Origin of the sequence: Endozoicomonas elysicola (genome assembly GCF_000710775.1) — a bacterium.
Classification (GTDB): Bacteria; Pseudomonadota; Gammaproteobacteria; order Pseudomonadales; family Endozoicomonadaceae; genus Endozoicomonas; species Endozoicomonas elysicola.
In genome coordinates this window covers 3,643,046-3,658,692 of record NZ_JOJP01000001.1, presented here as the reverse complement: position 1 = coordinate 3,658,692, position 15,647 = coordinate 3,643,046, and the positions used below count along the sequence as shown (strand labels likewise).

Here is a 15,647-nt window from a genome sequence, read left to right as displayed (position 1 = left end):
CCATCCCCCGTCGTATTGTTGCTGACGGTTGGGGTGAAGGTGCCGAGGTAACCGCTGGTGTCGGAAGTGACGCTGACGGTTTGCACATCGGTGAGATCCACATCGGCGATGGTAAAGGAACCACTGTCGGATAGGGTAGCGGTATTTTCACCGGTACCGCCGTCGACAATTTCAGTGACCGCGCCAGTGACATCGGTGGCCGCAGTGATGGTGGGCACGTCGTTGGTGCCGGTAATGGTCACGGTGACCTGCTGATCCACGGTGCCGCCGTTGCCATCGTTGATGGTGACCGTGTAGGTCTGGGTGACCACCTGGTCTTTGGCCAGGTAATCAATGTCGGCATCGGGCACGCTGAAGGTCCAGTCCACCTGGCCGGTGCCATCGTTAATGCTGTTGTTGCTGACCGTCGGGGTAAAGGTGCCGAGGTACCCGCTGGTGTCGGAGGTGATGCTGACGGTCTGCACATCGGTCAGGTCGACATCGGCGATGGTGAAGCTGCCGCTGTCGGAGAGAGTCGTACTGTTCTCGCCACTGGCACCATCCATAATCTCGGTCACGGCGCCAGTGACATCGGTGGCCGCAGTGATAGTGGGCACATCGTTGGTGCCGGTGATAATGATACTGACTGTTGAATCGGCGCTTAGACCCTCATCGTCACTCATCAGGTAGCGTACGGTGACAGCTGCAGTCTCTCCGGCTGCAAGGTAATCAAAATCAGTTCCGGGGGCAAAGCTTAACTGGTTGTTAACAATACCTGCAACGCCTTGCCCTGTAACTGGAATACCATTGCTATCAATAACAGTGGCATTATCGAGGCTGAAATTAGCCGGGCCATCAGTGAAATCCTCATCAGTGTCGTTAGCAAGAACATTGATCACAAAGCTCTCGTTTTCCTGTAACGATGCACTGTCACTGACAGGTTCAGGTGTTTCGTTAAGATCGTTAACATCAATAGTAATGGTTGCTGTTTCGGAAAGGTTACCTGTATCAGTAACTTCTATTGTTAGAGCATAACTTGGAGTTACTTCATAATTAAGATCACCAACTACGCTTATTTCACCACTGTCAGGATCAATAGCAAAATGGCCATCTTCATTTCCGTCAATAATTGCATGTCTGAGGCCCAGGCTGCTTCCCTGATCACTGGCAATAACCACACCCACGATAGCAGAACCATCTATGGGCATATTTTCATTGATATTAAAACTCTGATCTAAAATTTCAGGTTTTTGATTAATAGTAACGGTTGAAAAGAGAGATTCATCGTTGTTTTGATTTACTGAGTCAATCTGATCAGTGGTGTTTGACGTTTCAGAGCTATCTGGTTCAGGGTTTATTTCTGAAGTTTCTCGTTCAATAATATATTGTTCAGTCAGACGGCTTGTATTGTCTTCTTCATCGGGTGGTGAGGTATCTGAAGAAGCCTCAGGCTCTGGCACCGATGACTCTCTTTCCTGAACTGGGCTCTCATCCTGACTTTGTGCTTTATCTTTGCCAGAACTTGCAGGGTCCAGATTATTCAGAAGATCTGCACCGATAATAATTTGTTGCTGTGCCGCCAAATTGATTAATTGACCATTAACCAACTCTATGATTAGTTCTGTGCCAGTGAAATTTTGGATGACATCATTTAAATAGACAGGGTCGCCTGTCTTTAAAACTCGTTTATTTCCATTGTTGTCAGTGATTTCAATTGGTGATCCAGTTTCTTTAATAAATCCAATAACTGGTGATCCACTGCCTGAATCCATAATATTACCTGCCCTGGTAAATGATTCTTTTCTTTTGGTATTTAATTTTAGTTCAGTGGTTTTTCTTTATTATTAACTTTTGCTCTTTAAAAAAATAAAATTAATCCGGAGCAATGATTGTTTTTTCTCATGATTAAAGTTTTTGTTATTTATCAATCTGTTAAAAGTGGCTTTATCATTACTATCCAATGAAAACAAATCAACAGCTTTAAAGGAGACTCGTTGAGTTACATTACCAACAGCATTCGGGCGGTATCCCATAATGATATCACCACCACTAGTGACAACTTAGAAGTGCTGATCCTGACTGTTGTGGATATTACTGACAGTGAGGCCCAGGATGCTTCGGTATCGTTATTGGTCTTGAGTGCAGGCTAAGGCAGTATCTAGAGCCTTTATGGTTTTGTTGTTACTGACTGCTGCATCATCCAGTGTGAATGTACTCGCAGCGGGTAGGTTGGTAATTTTGATCGACAGCATTCAATTGCCCATAATAAGTATCGGTAAAACCAAGTATCAAAAAAGCCCTTTGGTCAATATGTCACCAAAGGGCCTTATGTGGATCTATCGTTTATTTTAAATGTGAATTATAACTTATTGATAAACCTCGATATCTGGGCATGAGCAGATAAAGTTACGGTCTCCATAAACGTTGTCGATACGATTAGCTGCAGGCCAGTATTTTGCCTTATGGCTGTATGGCGAAGGGAATGCCGCTACTTTCCTGCTGTAGGGATGATGCCACTCCTCTTCTGCAAGGTCTTTCATTGTGTGTGGGGCATTTACCAAGGGGTTGTTGTCCTTTGGCCATGCTCCGCTGGCGACCTGATCAATTTCCTTTCTGATTGAGATCATCGCGTCAATAAACCGGTCTATTTCTTCCATGGACTCAGACTCGGTTGGCTCTATCATCAGGGTTCCAGCAACCGGGAAAGACATGGTTGGGGCGTGGAAACCATAATCCATAAGGCGTTTTGCTATATCTTCTTCGGTAACGCCAAAGGCTTCTTTGATAGGGCGGATATCAATGATGCATTCGTGAGCCACATGATTGTTTCTGCCCTGATAGAGAATCTGATAATGATCGCCCAGCCGTTTTGCCATGTAGTTGGCATGAAGGATGGCCAGCTCTGTTGACTCCCTTAAACCCTTGCTACCCAGCATGGTGATGTACATCCAACTGATAGGCAGTATGGATGAGCTGCCAAATGGTGCCGCAGAGACAGCGCCAATGCCTTCATTGTGTCCTTCAATAGGACTTACCGTATGATTTGGAAGGTAAGGTGTCAGGTGGCTCTTAACCCCGATAGGGCCCATGCCTGGACCACCACCACCATGAGGGATAGCAAAGGTTTTATGAAGGTTCAGGTGTGAAACATCAGAGCCAATATCACCAGGGCGGGAGATACCAACCAATGCGTTCATATTGGCTCCATCCATATAGACCTGACCACCGTTATCATGAATGATCTGGCAGATGGTGCGAATCTCTTCTTCGTATACACCGTGAGTTGATGGGTAGGTCACCATCAAGGCAGAGAGGCGGCTACTGTACTCTTCAGCTTTGGTCTTCAAGTCATCGACATCCACATTCCCGTTGTTATCACAGGCAACAATGACAATTTTCATGCCCAGCATGGCCGCTGAGGCCGGATTAGTGCCGTGAGCGGAAGAAGGGATCAGGCAAACATCGCGGTGCTCCTGTTGGTTTGCCCTTTGATAATTACGGATAGCCAGAAGGCCTGCATATTCTCCCTGGGCTCCGGAGTTGGGCTGCATGGAGATGGCGTCATAGCCTGTGATTTCTACCAGAGCTTCTTCTAGTTGCCGGATCATGGTCAGGTAACCCGGTACCTGATCTTTTGGCGTGAAGGGATGGATATTGGAAAACTCTGGCCATGATACAGGAAGCATTTCAGCGGCGGCATTGAGTTTCATGGTGCATGAGCCCAGTGGAATCATGCCATGAACCAGAGAATAGTCTTTATTCTCCAGCTGTTTCAAATAACGCATCATGTCGGTTTCTGAGTGGTAACTGTTAAAAACCGGATGATTCAAAATAACATCTGTACGGCGGTGTTCATCTGCCAGACCGATGGCTTTCTGGGTATGAGCTCGTTGACTGTTATTGGCCGAAATCTGTCGATCGATAGAAGCAATATTCAGCTCCTTCCCTTCGCCCATAAAGATATTGAACAGATTGACCAAGTCTTCAGAACGAGTGGTTTCGTCGAGGCTCACACCCAGGCGATCTGAGCCAATCTGGCGGAGGTTGCAGCCATATTTCAAAGCTCGTTGGATAATGGTTTCCTGGTCACTGCCCACCTTGAACGTCAAGGTGTCGAAAAAAGAATCATTACACTGGAAGCCCATTTCCACCAGCCCGTGATGGAGAATACGGGTGAGGCGATGTACTCGTTCCGCAATGGTCTTCAGTCCTTCGGAGCCATGATAAATGGCATAGGCCGCTGCCATATTCGCCAGTAGAGCCTGGGCAGTACAAATGTTAGAGGTCGCCTTTTCTCTTCGGATATGTTGCTCGCGTGTTTGCATGGCCATGCGCAATGCCGGGTTGCCACGACTGTCTTTGGATACCCCGATGATTCGACCTGGTACAGAGCGCTTCAGCTTGCTGGTGGTGGCAAAGAATGCAGCATGAGGACCACCAAAACCCAAGGGCACCCCAAAACGTTGACTGTTGCCCAGAACGATATCAGCTCCAAGCTCTCCGGGCGATTTAAGCAGTGTGAGTGCCAGCAGGTCGCTGGCTACAGATACCATGGCACCCTGCTGTTTAGCTATTTCGACAATAGAGCCAATGTCGGTGATATTCCCATAAGTACCCGGGTATTGAAGCTGTGCACCAAAGACATCGTGATTGACAAGCTCTGTATGGGGGGTTCCTACGATGATATTGATTCCCAGCCACTGTGCACGGGTTTTAATGACATCAATCGTTTGTGGGTGTACGTCGTCGGCGACAAAATAAGTCTGGCTGGCGGCTTTATTACGTCCGACACTTCTTAAACACAATGTCATGGCTTCGGCTGCAGCCGTGGCTTCATCAAGTAGGGAAGCATTGGCAACGTCCATGCCAGTCAAATCCATGACCATCTGCTGAAAATTGAGCAGCATTTCCAGTCTGCCTTGGGAGATTTCTGGTTGGTAGGGGGTATAGGCAGTATACCAACCGGGGTTTTCCAGCAGGTTCCGAAGGATGACGTTCGGGACTTCAGTGTTGTAATAGCCCATGCCAATGTAGGTTTTATTGACCGTGTTCTGCTTTGCCAGAGCCTGCAGTTGTGAGAGCGCCTGCGCTTCGGTTTTCCCGGCAGGAAGCTCCAGCTCTTTATTCAGTCGAATACTGCCAGGAACGGTTTCCCCAATTAGTTCAGCCAGTGAGTTGAGTCCAATACTCTCCAGCATGGCCTGCTGTTCCAGTTGGTCGGAACCAATATGACGATGGGTGAATGCATCGTTATTTTCCAGCTCTGTCAGTGTTGGCAGACTGGCTGAAGTGTGTTCAACGGCCATGTTGTTGTCCTGTTTCGCTCTTACGTTGGTTTTAATAAAAGTCGTTTTATGACTGACTAATGAGTTCTTGTGAATCTGTTGTCAGTGATTGGGATAAAAGACAAATGTGCTTTTTCTGTATTCTTGTTGCAGTTGTTTCTGTAGATAATACTGTCTCAACACATCACGACATTGACCGCCAGCCCCCCGGTGGCAGTTTCTTTGTATTTATCCTGCATATCCAGACCAGTCTGGCGCATGGTCTCAATAACGTCATCAAGAGATACGCGATGTTGACCATCACCTTTCAGAGCAAGACGGGCTGCATTGATAGCCTTAACTGCTCCCATGGTATTTCGTTCAATACAGGGAACCTGAACCAGTCCGGCAATAGGGTCACAGGTCAACCCCAGGTTATGCTCCATACCAATTTCAGCGGCATTTTCAATCTGGCGGTTATTTCCACCCATCACTGCACAGAGTGCTCCGGCAGCCATGGAGCAGGCGACACCTATTTCTCCCTGGCATCCGACCTCTGCAGCGGAGATAGAAGCATTCTTCTTATACAGCATGCCAATCGCCGATGCAGTGGATAGAAATGTACAGATACCCTCTTCATCACTGCCATTTACAAAATGGTGGTAATAGGCAAGCACGGCGGGAATGACGCCAGCAGCACCATTGGTGGGAGCTGTTACGACGCGACCTCCAACGGCGTTTTCCTCATTGACGGCGATGGCGAAAAGGTTGACCCAGTCCATGACTTCCAGATGATCCTTCAGGTTTTCAGGGCGATTCAGTAGTTCTTGATGCAGTTGATGAGCACGACGCCTTACATTCAACCCCCCGGGAAGCATACCGGTTTGCTCGCAGCCCCGTTTAATGCAGTTGTCCATTACTTTCCAGATGGCTAACAGATCACGTTGGATGTTGTCAGTTCTTCCCAGGAATTTTTCATTTTCAAGAACAATCTCGGCAATAGTCAGCCCGGAGCTATCCCCAATATCCAAAAGATCCTGCGCATTATTGAATGGGTAGGGGACTTGAATGGCATTATTGGCAGATGTCTGTTCCGTCTCTAGTTCATTGAGGACAAAGCCACCACCGACGGAGTAGTAATTGTCATGAAAAAGTTCCAGACCGGCCTCATCGTAGGCTCTCAGCGTCATGCCATTTGGGTGTTTGGGTAGCGAGTGGCCATGCAGGAAGTGCAGATGCTGGCTTTCAATGAAAGTGATTAAATGATCACCAGCGAGATTCAGCTGTTTTGTTTTACGGATGGAATCAATGAGACTGGGAGCCAGATCCGGGTCAAGCTGGTCAGGCTTTTCACCGATTAATCCCAACATAATTGCAGTGTCAGTGGCGTGCCCCTCACCAGTCATGGCCAGAGAGCCATAAAGCTCAATACGAATCTGGTGGGTATCCTCAAGATTTCCCTTCACTTTGAGGGTTTCAAGAAAGCGATTGGCAGCGACCATCGGTCCAACCGTATGGGAAGAGGATGGTCCCACGCCTATCTTGAACAAATCAAGGATACTTAAGCCCATCGCCATGACTCCATCAATTGATATCTGCTTTGAGGCTATTTATTTGTTATTTTTCAATAGGAAACTGACCAAACGATCGATTAGTAAAAATCAGAATACAACCAGAAATTCCTATGTTTTTACTGGTTTCACCGATAAGTTTCCTATTTACTTATAGGAAAGCGTAACAACACCTTTCTTTTACATCAATAAAAAAGTTTCCAATAGGAAACAAGTTTTCACATGGAATGTTTTTTCTTGATTTACCTGTATTATGGTGCACAAGATGGCAGAAAATAGCCTCTGAGGACTAGGGGTTAAGGGGGAAGTAGTGCCGAGATCAACGGAATTTCTTAAGCAGGAACAGCAACGTAAGCCTGCTGTAGTCATAACACGAAAAGTTGGGGTTGACCCAGCTGGTGTAAGCCAGCCAGAAGCTTCTGTAGCGCCTTTGGAGCTGGGAAAACGCGTTCGGGAGATTCGCCTGAGCCAGCAGTTAACGCTTGAAGAGGCAAGCCAGAGAACCGGTCTGGCCAGGTCCACCCTGTCAAAAATCGAAAATGAACAGATATCACCAACCTTTACTGCAGTGACTAAGCTGGTCAATGGTTTAGGTATCGATATACCTCAGCTGTTCTCACCGGTTAAGAAAACGGTTTCTGCTGGTGGTCGCAGGGATGTCACGCGTCAGGGAGAAGGGCGTATCCACCCAACCAGTACCTATGAGCATGAGTTGCTCGCTACAGAGCTCTCCGGCAAAAAAATGATCCCTTATAGAACCACTGTCAGAGCAAGGTCGTTTAATGAATATCGGGAATGGGTTCGTCATGATGGCGAAGAGTTTCTGCTGGTTTTGCATGGCAGCCTTGAACTCTATACCGAGTATTATCAGCCAATAGAACTGTTTGAAGGGGACAGTGCATATTACGATGCAGAAATGGGGCACGCTCTGGTTTCAACCAGTGAGGATGATGCGGTTATTCTCTGGGTAACTGCCTGAACAGTTTCCGTTTAATCCCTGATGATTATCCCCTGAGCTGGTGCTAGAATCCGGCCAAAGTTTTGGTATACAGCTTTCACGGCGAGCTTTCATAGCGCATTTTTGTAGACGGTTGACACGGGTCGTTATCCTTCATTTAGCCTGACACTCTTTTTATGAAGCTGCCTGATGCTAACCCATGCAGTATTGAGCCACTTTTCAGGAGTTTCACTTGCTTTCCCGATCTCTAAAGCGATCACTGTTACCTGCCATTTTTCTGTTATTGGTGGTATTTCTGGTGTTAAGTACGCGACCCAGGCTTTACAGCTTTCAGGGACAGATCATGGGAACGACCTATAACGTCAGCTATGTCGCTAATCTTTTTACTCATCCGGTAAAAGAGGTTTCCAAAGCTGTATATGATGCCTTGGCTGATGTGGATCAGAGAATGTCTACTTATAAGTCTGACTCTGAACTGATGCAGTTTAATCGTTCTCCGGTTGGTGAACCATTCAGGGTATCGCAGGATATTGTTCAGCTTGTTCAGGAAGCGCAGGCGATTTCTGATATGTCTGATGGGGCTTACGATATCACTGTTGGTCCACTGGTCAATCTCTGGGGATTTGGTCCAACACAGTGGGCAGCGGTCAAGGAGAGTCCGGGTGATGAGGACTCCCATGAACTGGCAAATGCTCCAGAATTCGTAAAATGGATTGAGAGCCAGTACCCGGGTCATATTCCCGATGAAATGGCTATTAACGAGGCCAGGACCAAGGTTGGTTATCAGAGTCTGAAAGCTGATATTGGAGACTCTACACTGACCCGCGAGAAGGAGCTGTTTGTTGACCTGAGTTCTATAGCCAAGGGCTATGGTGTTGATCAGGCAGCTGCCGCCATTAGAGCCCTGGGCATTGAAGACTTTATTGTAGAAGTGGGTGGTGAAGTTGCTGTCCAGGGAGTTAAGCCAAATGGAAAGCCCTGGCGGTTGGCGGTCATTGGCCCTGAAATGGGAAAAAATGGAATATCAGCACTGGTCGAGCCATTGGATAAAGCGCTGGCAACTTCCGGTGATTACCTGAATTTTTTTGAGGTTGATGGCCAGCGCTACTCTCATACAATCAACCCGGTAACTGGCTGGCCTGAAGCCAAGCGGGTGGCCGAAGTAGCGGTTATTGCAGATACTTCTGCACGAGCCGATGCGCTGGCAACCATGTTTATGGTGCTGGGTGATGAAAAAGGGCTTGAGCTGGCGAATCGGCTAGGTATTGCTGCGCGTTTTGCCTATTATACGGATGAAGGATTTGAAACTGTAACCAGTGAGGCTTTCAAGCCTTATCTGGTTGAACAGCCATGAGCGAATAAAGCCGCTTCAACCAAAAGTTTGATTGCAGATACCCCCTGAAATAGCGGTATTTCATGGTAAATAATGGAGGAATCAGTCATGACTATTATGCTGATTACATTTTGTACTTTTCTTGTGCTTATTGCCGCCATGGCAGTGGGTGTAATTTTTGCCAATAAACCGATTAAAGGCTCTTGTGGCGGTCTCAGTAGCCTTGGCTTGAAAGACAGCTGCGTAATTTGTGGTGGTGGTGACAAGACAGATCCGCTTTCAGAAGTAAATGATGACCTGTTTTATGACGCCACTGCTGCAGAGGTCAGGAAAAAAGTGTGATCTCTGGTCATTTGGTCTGTTCAGGTCGAGTGCTCAGGCATCAAAAGCTATGCTTGCTTCTAGAGTGATACATCCTAAAAGCATACTCATGATCTCTATATTAGCTGCAAGCGACAATATGCCGTTCATGCTTTCTCATAAAGATCACGAACAGACTCTAAGCTGTAAAGAAGAATAAACAGATAATGTGTTTGAACCGGGGGAATCGAATAGATGGGTGTCAGTAAATACGACTTGGTCATCCTGGGGTCGGGACCTGCGGGTGAGGGGGCAGCGATGAATGCTGTCAAACTCGGTAAAAAGGTAGCTGTTGTCGAGCAGTTTAACTTCGTTGGTGGCAGTTGTACCCATTTGGGCACGATTCCATCCAAAGCCCTGCGTCATTCAGTCAAACAGATCATGGATTTCAACACTAACTCCATGTTTCGTGAGATTGGTGATCCCCGCTGGTTTAGTTTTCCCAAGGTGCTGAAAAGGGCTGAATCAGTGATTCAGAAGCAGGTTCAGTCCCGCACCATGTACTACGCCCGTAACCGGATAGACCTTTACTTTGGTCGTGGGGCTTTTATCGATGAGCATACACTGGAGGTGACTGAACCCAGTGGGAATACTGAACGCCTTTTTGCATCCAATTTTCTGATTGCTACCGGTTCCCGACCTTATCACCCGCCGGGGGTGGATTTCCATCATCCAAGGGTATTTGACAGTGATTCGATTCTGGAGCTGTCATCTACACCACGTCGCATGATTATCTACGGTGCTGGTGTTATCGGGTCTGAATATGCTTCGATTTTCTCTGGTCTGGGAGTGCTGGTGGATCTGATTGATACCCGTGAACGCCTCCTTTCTTTTCTTGACAAAGAGATCTCGGATGCCCTGGGTTATCAGCTACGCAAGATGAATGTCATTATTCGCCATAATGAAGAGTTTCAGAAGCTTGAGACATTGGATGATGGGGTCGTAATGCACCTCAAATCTGGCAAAAAGCTAAAAGCTGACATGCTGCTCTGGGCCAATGGCCGGGCAGGGAATACTCAGGCAATGGGGCTGGAAATGATCGGTCTCAAGCCAGACGGTCGTGGACAGTTAAGCGTTAATGAAAGTTATCAGACCGCATTACCACATATTTATGCGGCAGGTGATGTGATTGGCTGGCCTAGCCTTGCCAGTGCGGCTTATGATCAGGGTCGCTCTGCTTCAGCACATCTCTGTAATAGTGAGGACTGGCATTTTGTTAATGAAGTACCTACCGGGATCTATACCATTCCGGAAATCAGCTCTCTTGGCCGTACAGAAGAAGAGCTGACCGCAGAGGCTGTTCCTTACGAAGTGGGTAAAGCATTTTTCTCCAGACTGGCGAGGGCCCAGATTACCGGTGAGGTGGTCGGGATGCTGAAAATCCTGTTTCATCGGGATACACTGGAAGTGTTGGGTATTCACTGTTTTGGCGACCAGGCTTCTGAGATTGTACATATCGGTCAGGCGGTTATGCGTCAGGAGGGTAAGGCCAATTCGCTCCGATACTTCCTGAATACCACCTTTAACTATCCAACTATGGCTGAAGCTTATCGTGTTGCGGCTCTGGATGGGTTGAATCGGTTATTTTGACCTTTCAACAAGCAGGCCTGATCGGGCCTGCTTCGAACGGCACAACTTGCAGGTGAAACTCCTTTGGCAGTAGGTTGTTCATTGAAGTTCATCTGCCTCATGAGCGACTGCCAGAGAAGCTAAGCCAGACCGCTAAATTAACGGGAAACTCATAAACAAAACAGTCAACAAATTTTTCAGTAGAAGTGATAAAGCCAATTTATAGCTGAGTGCTTTGCTCATAATATTTGTTTAAACTGGAAACTTCTCCAGCATTCTCCTGCGGTATCGATCAGTCATTCGCCTAACCAGATACTTGGTAAGAATGGTTTTGTCAGTGCAGCTATGAAATTTATTCTCAGTCTGCTTGGTTTCTTTTAATACGCAAGCCTTAGAGGTGACAGATCGACTACAATCCTTCAACTCCTCTCTTAGTCTTTCGAGTATTTGCGCATCTTTGTTAACCGCTTGATGTTCTATATATTCAATCAAACTTTGAATTTCATTAAGAAGGTTTTCTGTTCTTAATGTTATTTTTCTTAAAGTGGTCTGGTTAGTTACTTTCATGTTTATTACTTTTTGTATCAACTCAACCCTGCTTTTTAGGGCTTTCAGAATAGACAGATTTTCTTCCGTGCTAATAGCTGAATGAGTGCTTGATAGTATGCCATGAGTCATTATTGATCGCACATGGGATAAATCTAATTCTATTCTATCTAAGCTGGATAGGGCCACCCGAGAATTCATGGTTTCGTGGTAATATTTTTCTCTTAGTGATCTAACAAGCTGTGATTCTGATTCTTTGGATTTAATATGCTCATGTTCAGCCATTTTTTTATGGCAGGAATCTAATAATACTTTTTCACTTGGCTCTAATCTATACTGCGTCATTTTTGTGTGAGCAACTGCCCGAACTTGATAGTATGAATCAGATGATTCTGGCTTCTTGAAAACATATATAAACTCTTCTGGGCTAACTTCGAGTCTTAGTATAGGAACTTTGTTTATAATTCCATGGGATGGGTAATCAAAAGTGTGTCCGGTAAGTCTCAATTTAGACTCATCCGTTACTGTAACTGATTTTAAGTTTTCAGAACTACTCTGGAGAAATGCTGGAAGCTCTTCAAACTGGTGAAAAGACACTTCATTTTGTGCCATTTTATCATCACAAAGAACTGCTCTTTCTATAAAGCCAGGAGATTTAAGTGTGAAATAATCAGGGCCATTTGGTCCAGTGTTCCACTTTATTATTGCTTGAACATTGAGCTTGTTTGTTAAGGCATCAACTAACCCTGCTTCATTCGTTCTGAGTGATTTGGTTAAGGTATTTACGGTATTGCTATCATTTAAGTCAATAAATGGAGTTGATGGCCTTAGTTTTATACATAGCATTGCATCTTTGAAATATTTGTGTGCTTCTTCTAAGTCTGTTGTCAAGTATAAGCCTTTGCCATAGATTTCTATGCCATGGTTAATCATTTCTGGCCTGAACGGTAATTCCATGTTTTGCATATTTCTGGGGATTTCTGCCTCATATTTTAATAATCCACCTCTATATAAGTTTTGGTCTGTATCCCATCTTTGGCATTCACCAGACTTCAAATAGCAGTTTAATTTCCTGCTCATAGTGATTAATTTATCGTAATTTTCTTCAAGTGTTTTTAACAATGATTTGTTTTTTTCTATTTTTGAAACAGGGGTGTCTTCATCTATTCTAATTCCCTTGTTCTGTATATCTTTGATTAATTTTTTTACTTCAAGGTCGAATTGGTGGTCGGTAATTCTTACTGGATCAAAACCGTAAAAAAGTAGATGTTTACACAGTAATGAGGCGAACGCTTTCTCCATTGAACTACAGATGTTTGTAGGTAATCGCTGATCTATTGATGTGGGTTTTTCTAAAGAGGTGGGAGTGTGTCGTACTATATCTTTTTTCTCAACAGCCATGCCGAATGATTCTTCGCCATTTTTGTGATAGGGCGTTGTAACTTTGTAGTTATGTGTCATTAAGCCAGGTGCTGAGAATTTTACATCCATGTTAATTGTTCCTTAATTAAGTGATGTTTACTTCTTAAGATAATTTAAATGGTTTTTCCTTGGAAGTGACTAACTAGGTGGTTAGTTATATTGCGAGTGTTTGAATAAATAGTTCATGGTTGCAAGATCAATCGGTTGTAATAATCTTATGCTAGTGATTTTAATATGGTTTTTTATGTATTTTTAGGGGGGTGTTCTTTTAATTGATTAGGTGTTAGCCTTTAGTCGATAAGGTAAATATGGCTAGATATTTATCGTTGGCTGGTTAATATTAATCTTGAATCTACTATTTTGGAAAATGAAATGTAGGTCTTACTGATTGTTAATAATATCCTTTAAGAATGTAAAGCTCTATTTTAGGTTGGGGTTCCATTTTAAGGGGTTATTAATGAATAGATATGGTCGCACAGGCAGGAATATTATTTGCGTATAATTGCTAAAATGGTCAACTAGTCACGCTGAGAATGCTATCTATCTTTAAAGCTAATCCACGAGAATTTTATGTGTGGATTAGCTTATCATTAGGAAATCTATCAGAATTTTCTAAAGTTTGCTTTTTATTATAGGGTTAGATGTTTTTTCAGGAACTACAGGTTTGAAGTAACTGTAAAGTGTCAATGATCTTCCATCTCGAATATAGCTGCTTAGATAGCCTGATTTAAATACAGGGTAGACTGCCGCTTTTCCGGTGATATACCACACAGCCATTGACTCTTTCGATTCTGAATACAGTTGCAGAGTCTCACCGGTGGATGGAATTTCAATAGTACCTGCCGGCTTATTTATCACAACGTCTTCTATATTGGTCAGGCCGACGGTACTGAGGGCCAGCAGCGGTATTCGATCCCACTCTGTCATCCCTCCTGTGGTGACGGCATCAGCATATGCCTCATCACTGAGCTGGCCAAGCTGTGCCAGAGAGATGCTGCCTAGGCAGGCCATATTATTGCCGGGCCCTACTGATACAAAATTGCCAATCTGGCAGTGGTCTAGCATGGCTTTATAGTTTTCCTCCAGTGTTGCATCGTGGGTTGTATCAATCAGATGGGTCTTGATACCCTCGTCAACCTGATGAACGGAGTATCTGGGCAGCCATTTTCCGAAAGGCTGGATCAGTTTCAGTGAGAAGGTAGAAGCATCCATACCCCGTTCCCCATCGGGGCCAATCGTACCCTCACCAAAGGCAAAATAGCGGTTCTCATTGTGTTCCGGACCTACATATTCCGAAGGATATTTTAACAGGGTGTTACTCAGCTGGTTCAAATAGTTCTGGTAATTGAGTCGTACTGGAACTTTGTTGACCTGGTTGTCAAGCTGACCCGCAGGATCAACAGATAAATCAAAAGGCGACAGTTGAGCTGCATACAGCTGCAGTAAGGTAGGTCCGATTTGCCGTGCTATTGGGGCTTGTTGATTTCGTTCAGCTAAAAAGTATCTTCCGCTCAGGCTATATACTGGGGTTCCTAAAGGTAACCGCTGGCTAACCCCCTGGCTTCTAACACGGCTGGTGAAGGTTAATTTCAGCCGGCTGCCAGGTTCTGGTTCCTGAGTCGATACTGGAAAATCATCAACCAGGGCTTCATCTACAAAGGCTATATGTCTTGCTTTTGTGAACTTCAGGCCAAACTCTGGTCGCCACAGGGCTACCCAGCCATCCTCAGCAGCGGCCAGTCCCGCCGACTCAATGGCCATCAACTGTCCCAGTACAATGACAGGCGTATTTCTGGGAATAAGAGTGCTCGAAGATTTCTGGTTGGCAGCAACATTCGATGGCTGGGCCAGATTATTGGTAAAAAATACATCACTTGGGAAAAACTGAGCATCCGTATCGGAAATGGTGATGGCTCTGGCTTGAGGGTGAAAGTTCTGAAGGTATGCTGTCTGTTCAATTATGCTCAACAGTTGCTGGTGTTCTTCGTCGGTAATCAAATGACCAGAGGCATCAAAATTGTTTCTGATAGCACCATTAACTACTGTTGATGCTGTCTGTGCTATTGAACCGTATTCCTGCCGGTAGGCAGAAAGAGCTTCATTAACTTTCAGCTCATCCCAGGGTGCGAGCAACCATTCCACCAGGTTGCTTTCGCCGATTTCCCAACGGGTTGTCGTATCCTGAGGGTTTATGCCCTGCAGCTGAGCGATAGTATGGACATCCTGTAACCCCTTATAGACAGCACCTTGCTTATCTACCTTAGGGTAAGCCATGGCCAGTGTGGCCACCCCTGAGAGGAGTGAAAGAAGAAACCATTTTTTTATTGCCATCTGTACTTCCTCGGTGAATTCCTCTGTGAATAAAGAGCTTCAAGACGTCTGAAACAATATAGACAGGTAACCGGAGAAAGGGTTTCAAATATGGGGAAGGGTTTCTTAATGAAGAAATACTGCCCCATAAGTTCGCTTTATGAGGGCAGGGAGTGCCTAGGGGGTGTTCATAATTAGACATGTGACCAGCCACCCATGATTTACGCCAGGCAATACCCATAGGGTATAAAGGCGCGAGCTACGCGGTGTTGTTGTTGTTCCACATAAGCAGTGAGCAACACCGTATGACGTAAATCATGGGTGGCCCTTCGGGT

At 45.4% G+C, this 15,647-nt stretch carries 10 protein-coding genes; 5 read left to right on the top strand and 5 right to left on the bottom strand.

The window, feature by feature from the left end; translation table 11 throughout:
* The coding region (locus GV64_RS15725; protein WP_034844315.1) for a VCBS domain-containing protein at positions 1-1,751 on the bottom strand (1,751 nt) is incomplete at its 3' end.
* A gap of 222 nt (positions 1,752-1,973) precedes the next feature.
* Here GV64_RS15725 and GV64_RS25330 point away from each other — a divergent pair.
* The gene (locus GV64_RS25330) at positions 1,974-2,129 is read left to right on the top strand and encodes a hypothetical protein (RefSeq protein WP_020584299.1); all 156 of its coding nucleotides are present in this window, start codon (positions 1,974-1,976) and stop codon (positions 2,127-2,129) included.
* A gap of 216 nt (positions 2,130-2,345) precedes the next feature.
* On the opposite strand, the gene gcvP is transcribed toward GV64_RS25330, so the two are convergent.
* Together gcvP and GV64_RS15710 are read right to left on the bottom strand one after the other, a co-directional pair.
* A complete protein-coding gene (gene gcvP, locus GV64_RS15715) occupies positions 2,346-5,285 on the bottom strand; it encodes an aminomethyl-transferring glycine dehydrogenase (RefSeq protein WP_020584301.1) in 2,940 nt (979 codons plus the stop codon).
* A gap of 155 nt (positions 5,286-5,440) precedes the next feature.
* On the bottom strand, positions 5,441-6,814 hold the full coding sequence (locus tag GV64_RS15710) for an L-serine ammonia-lyase (protein ID WP_020584302.1): 1,374 nt from the start codon (positions 6,812-6,814) through the stop codon (positions 5,441-5,443).
* A gap of 367 nt (positions 6,815-7,181) precedes the next feature.
* Between GV64_RS15710 and GV64_RS15705 the strand changes: the two genes are divergently transcribed.
* The 4 genes from GV64_RS15705 (at position 7,182) to sthA (ending at position 11,055) form a co-directional block, all read left to right on the top strand.
* Positions 7,182-7,793: a helix-turn-helix domain-containing protein gene (locus GV64_RS15705; protein ID WP_051087849.1), complete on the top strand. Its 612-nt coding sequence runs from the start codon at positions 7,182-7,184 to the stop codon at positions 7,791-7,793.
* Positions 7,794-8,004: 211 nt separating this feature from the next.
* Positions 8,005-9,126, top strand: coding sequence for an FAD:protein FMN transferase (locus GV64_RS15700; protein WP_020584304.1), 1,122 nt, complete (start codon positions 8,005-8,007; stop codon positions 9,124-9,126).
* An 87-nt stretch (positions 9,127-9,213) separates the two neighbouring features.
* The gene (gene nqrM / locus GV64_RS15695; protein WP_033403593.1) at positions 9,214-9,447 is read left to right on the top strand and encodes a (Na+)-NQR maturation NqrM; all 234 of its coding nucleotides are present in this window, start codon (positions 9,214-9,216) and stop codon (positions 9,445-9,447) included.
* Positions 9,448-9,660: 213 nt separating this feature from the next.
* The gene (gene sthA, locus GV64_RS15690) at positions 9,661-11,055 is read left to right on the top strand and encodes a Si-specific NAD(P)(+) transhydrogenase (RefSeq protein ID WP_020584306.1); all 1,395 of its coding nucleotides are present in this window, start codon (positions 9,661-9,663) and stop codon (positions 11,053-11,055) included.
* Positions 11,056-11,286: 231 nt separating this feature from the next.
* Here sthA and GV64_RS15685 read toward each other — a convergent pair whose 3' ends face one another.
* Together GV64_RS15685 and GV64_RS15680 are read right to left on the bottom strand one after the other, a co-directional pair.
* Positions 11,287-13,071 carry a hypothetical protein gene (locus tag GV64_RS15685; RefSeq protein WP_020584307.1) on the bottom strand — a complete coding sequence of 595 codons (1,785 nt, stop codon included), beginning with the start codon at positions 13,069-13,071 and terminating at the stop codon, positions 11,287-11,289.
* A 543-nt stretch (positions 13,072-13,614) separates the two neighbouring features.
* On the bottom strand, positions 13,615-15,333 hold the full coding sequence (locus GV64_RS15680; protein WP_020584308.1) for a hypothetical protein: 1,719 nt from the start codon (positions 15,331-15,333) through the stop codon (positions 13,615-13,617).
* Positions 15,334-15,647 lie beyond the last annotated feature (314 nt).

Coding starts and splice junctions, on each gene's coding strand:
- gcvP (WP_020584301.1), bottom strand. CDS start 5,285: ATGGCCGTTGAACACACTTCAGCCAGTCTGCCAACACTGACAGAGCTG.
- GV64_RS15710 (WP_020584302.1), bottom strand. CDS start 6,814: ATGGGCTTAAGTATCCTTGATTTGTTCAAGATAGGCGTGGGACCATCC.
- nqrM (WP_033403593.1), top strand. CDS start 9,214: ATGACTATTATGCTGATTACATTTTGTACTTTTCTTGTGCTTATTGCC.
- sthA (WP_020584306.1), top strand. CDS start 9,661: ATGGGTGTCAGTAAATACGACTTGGTCATCCTGGGGTCGGGACCTGCG.
- GV64_RS15685 (WP_020584307.1), bottom strand. CDS start 13,071: ATGGATGTAAAATTCTCAGCACCTGGCTTAATGACACATAACTACAAA.
- GV64_RS15680 (WP_020584308.1), bottom strand. CDS start 15,333: ATGGCAATAAAAAAATGGTTTCTTCTTTCACTCCTCTCAGGGGTGGCC.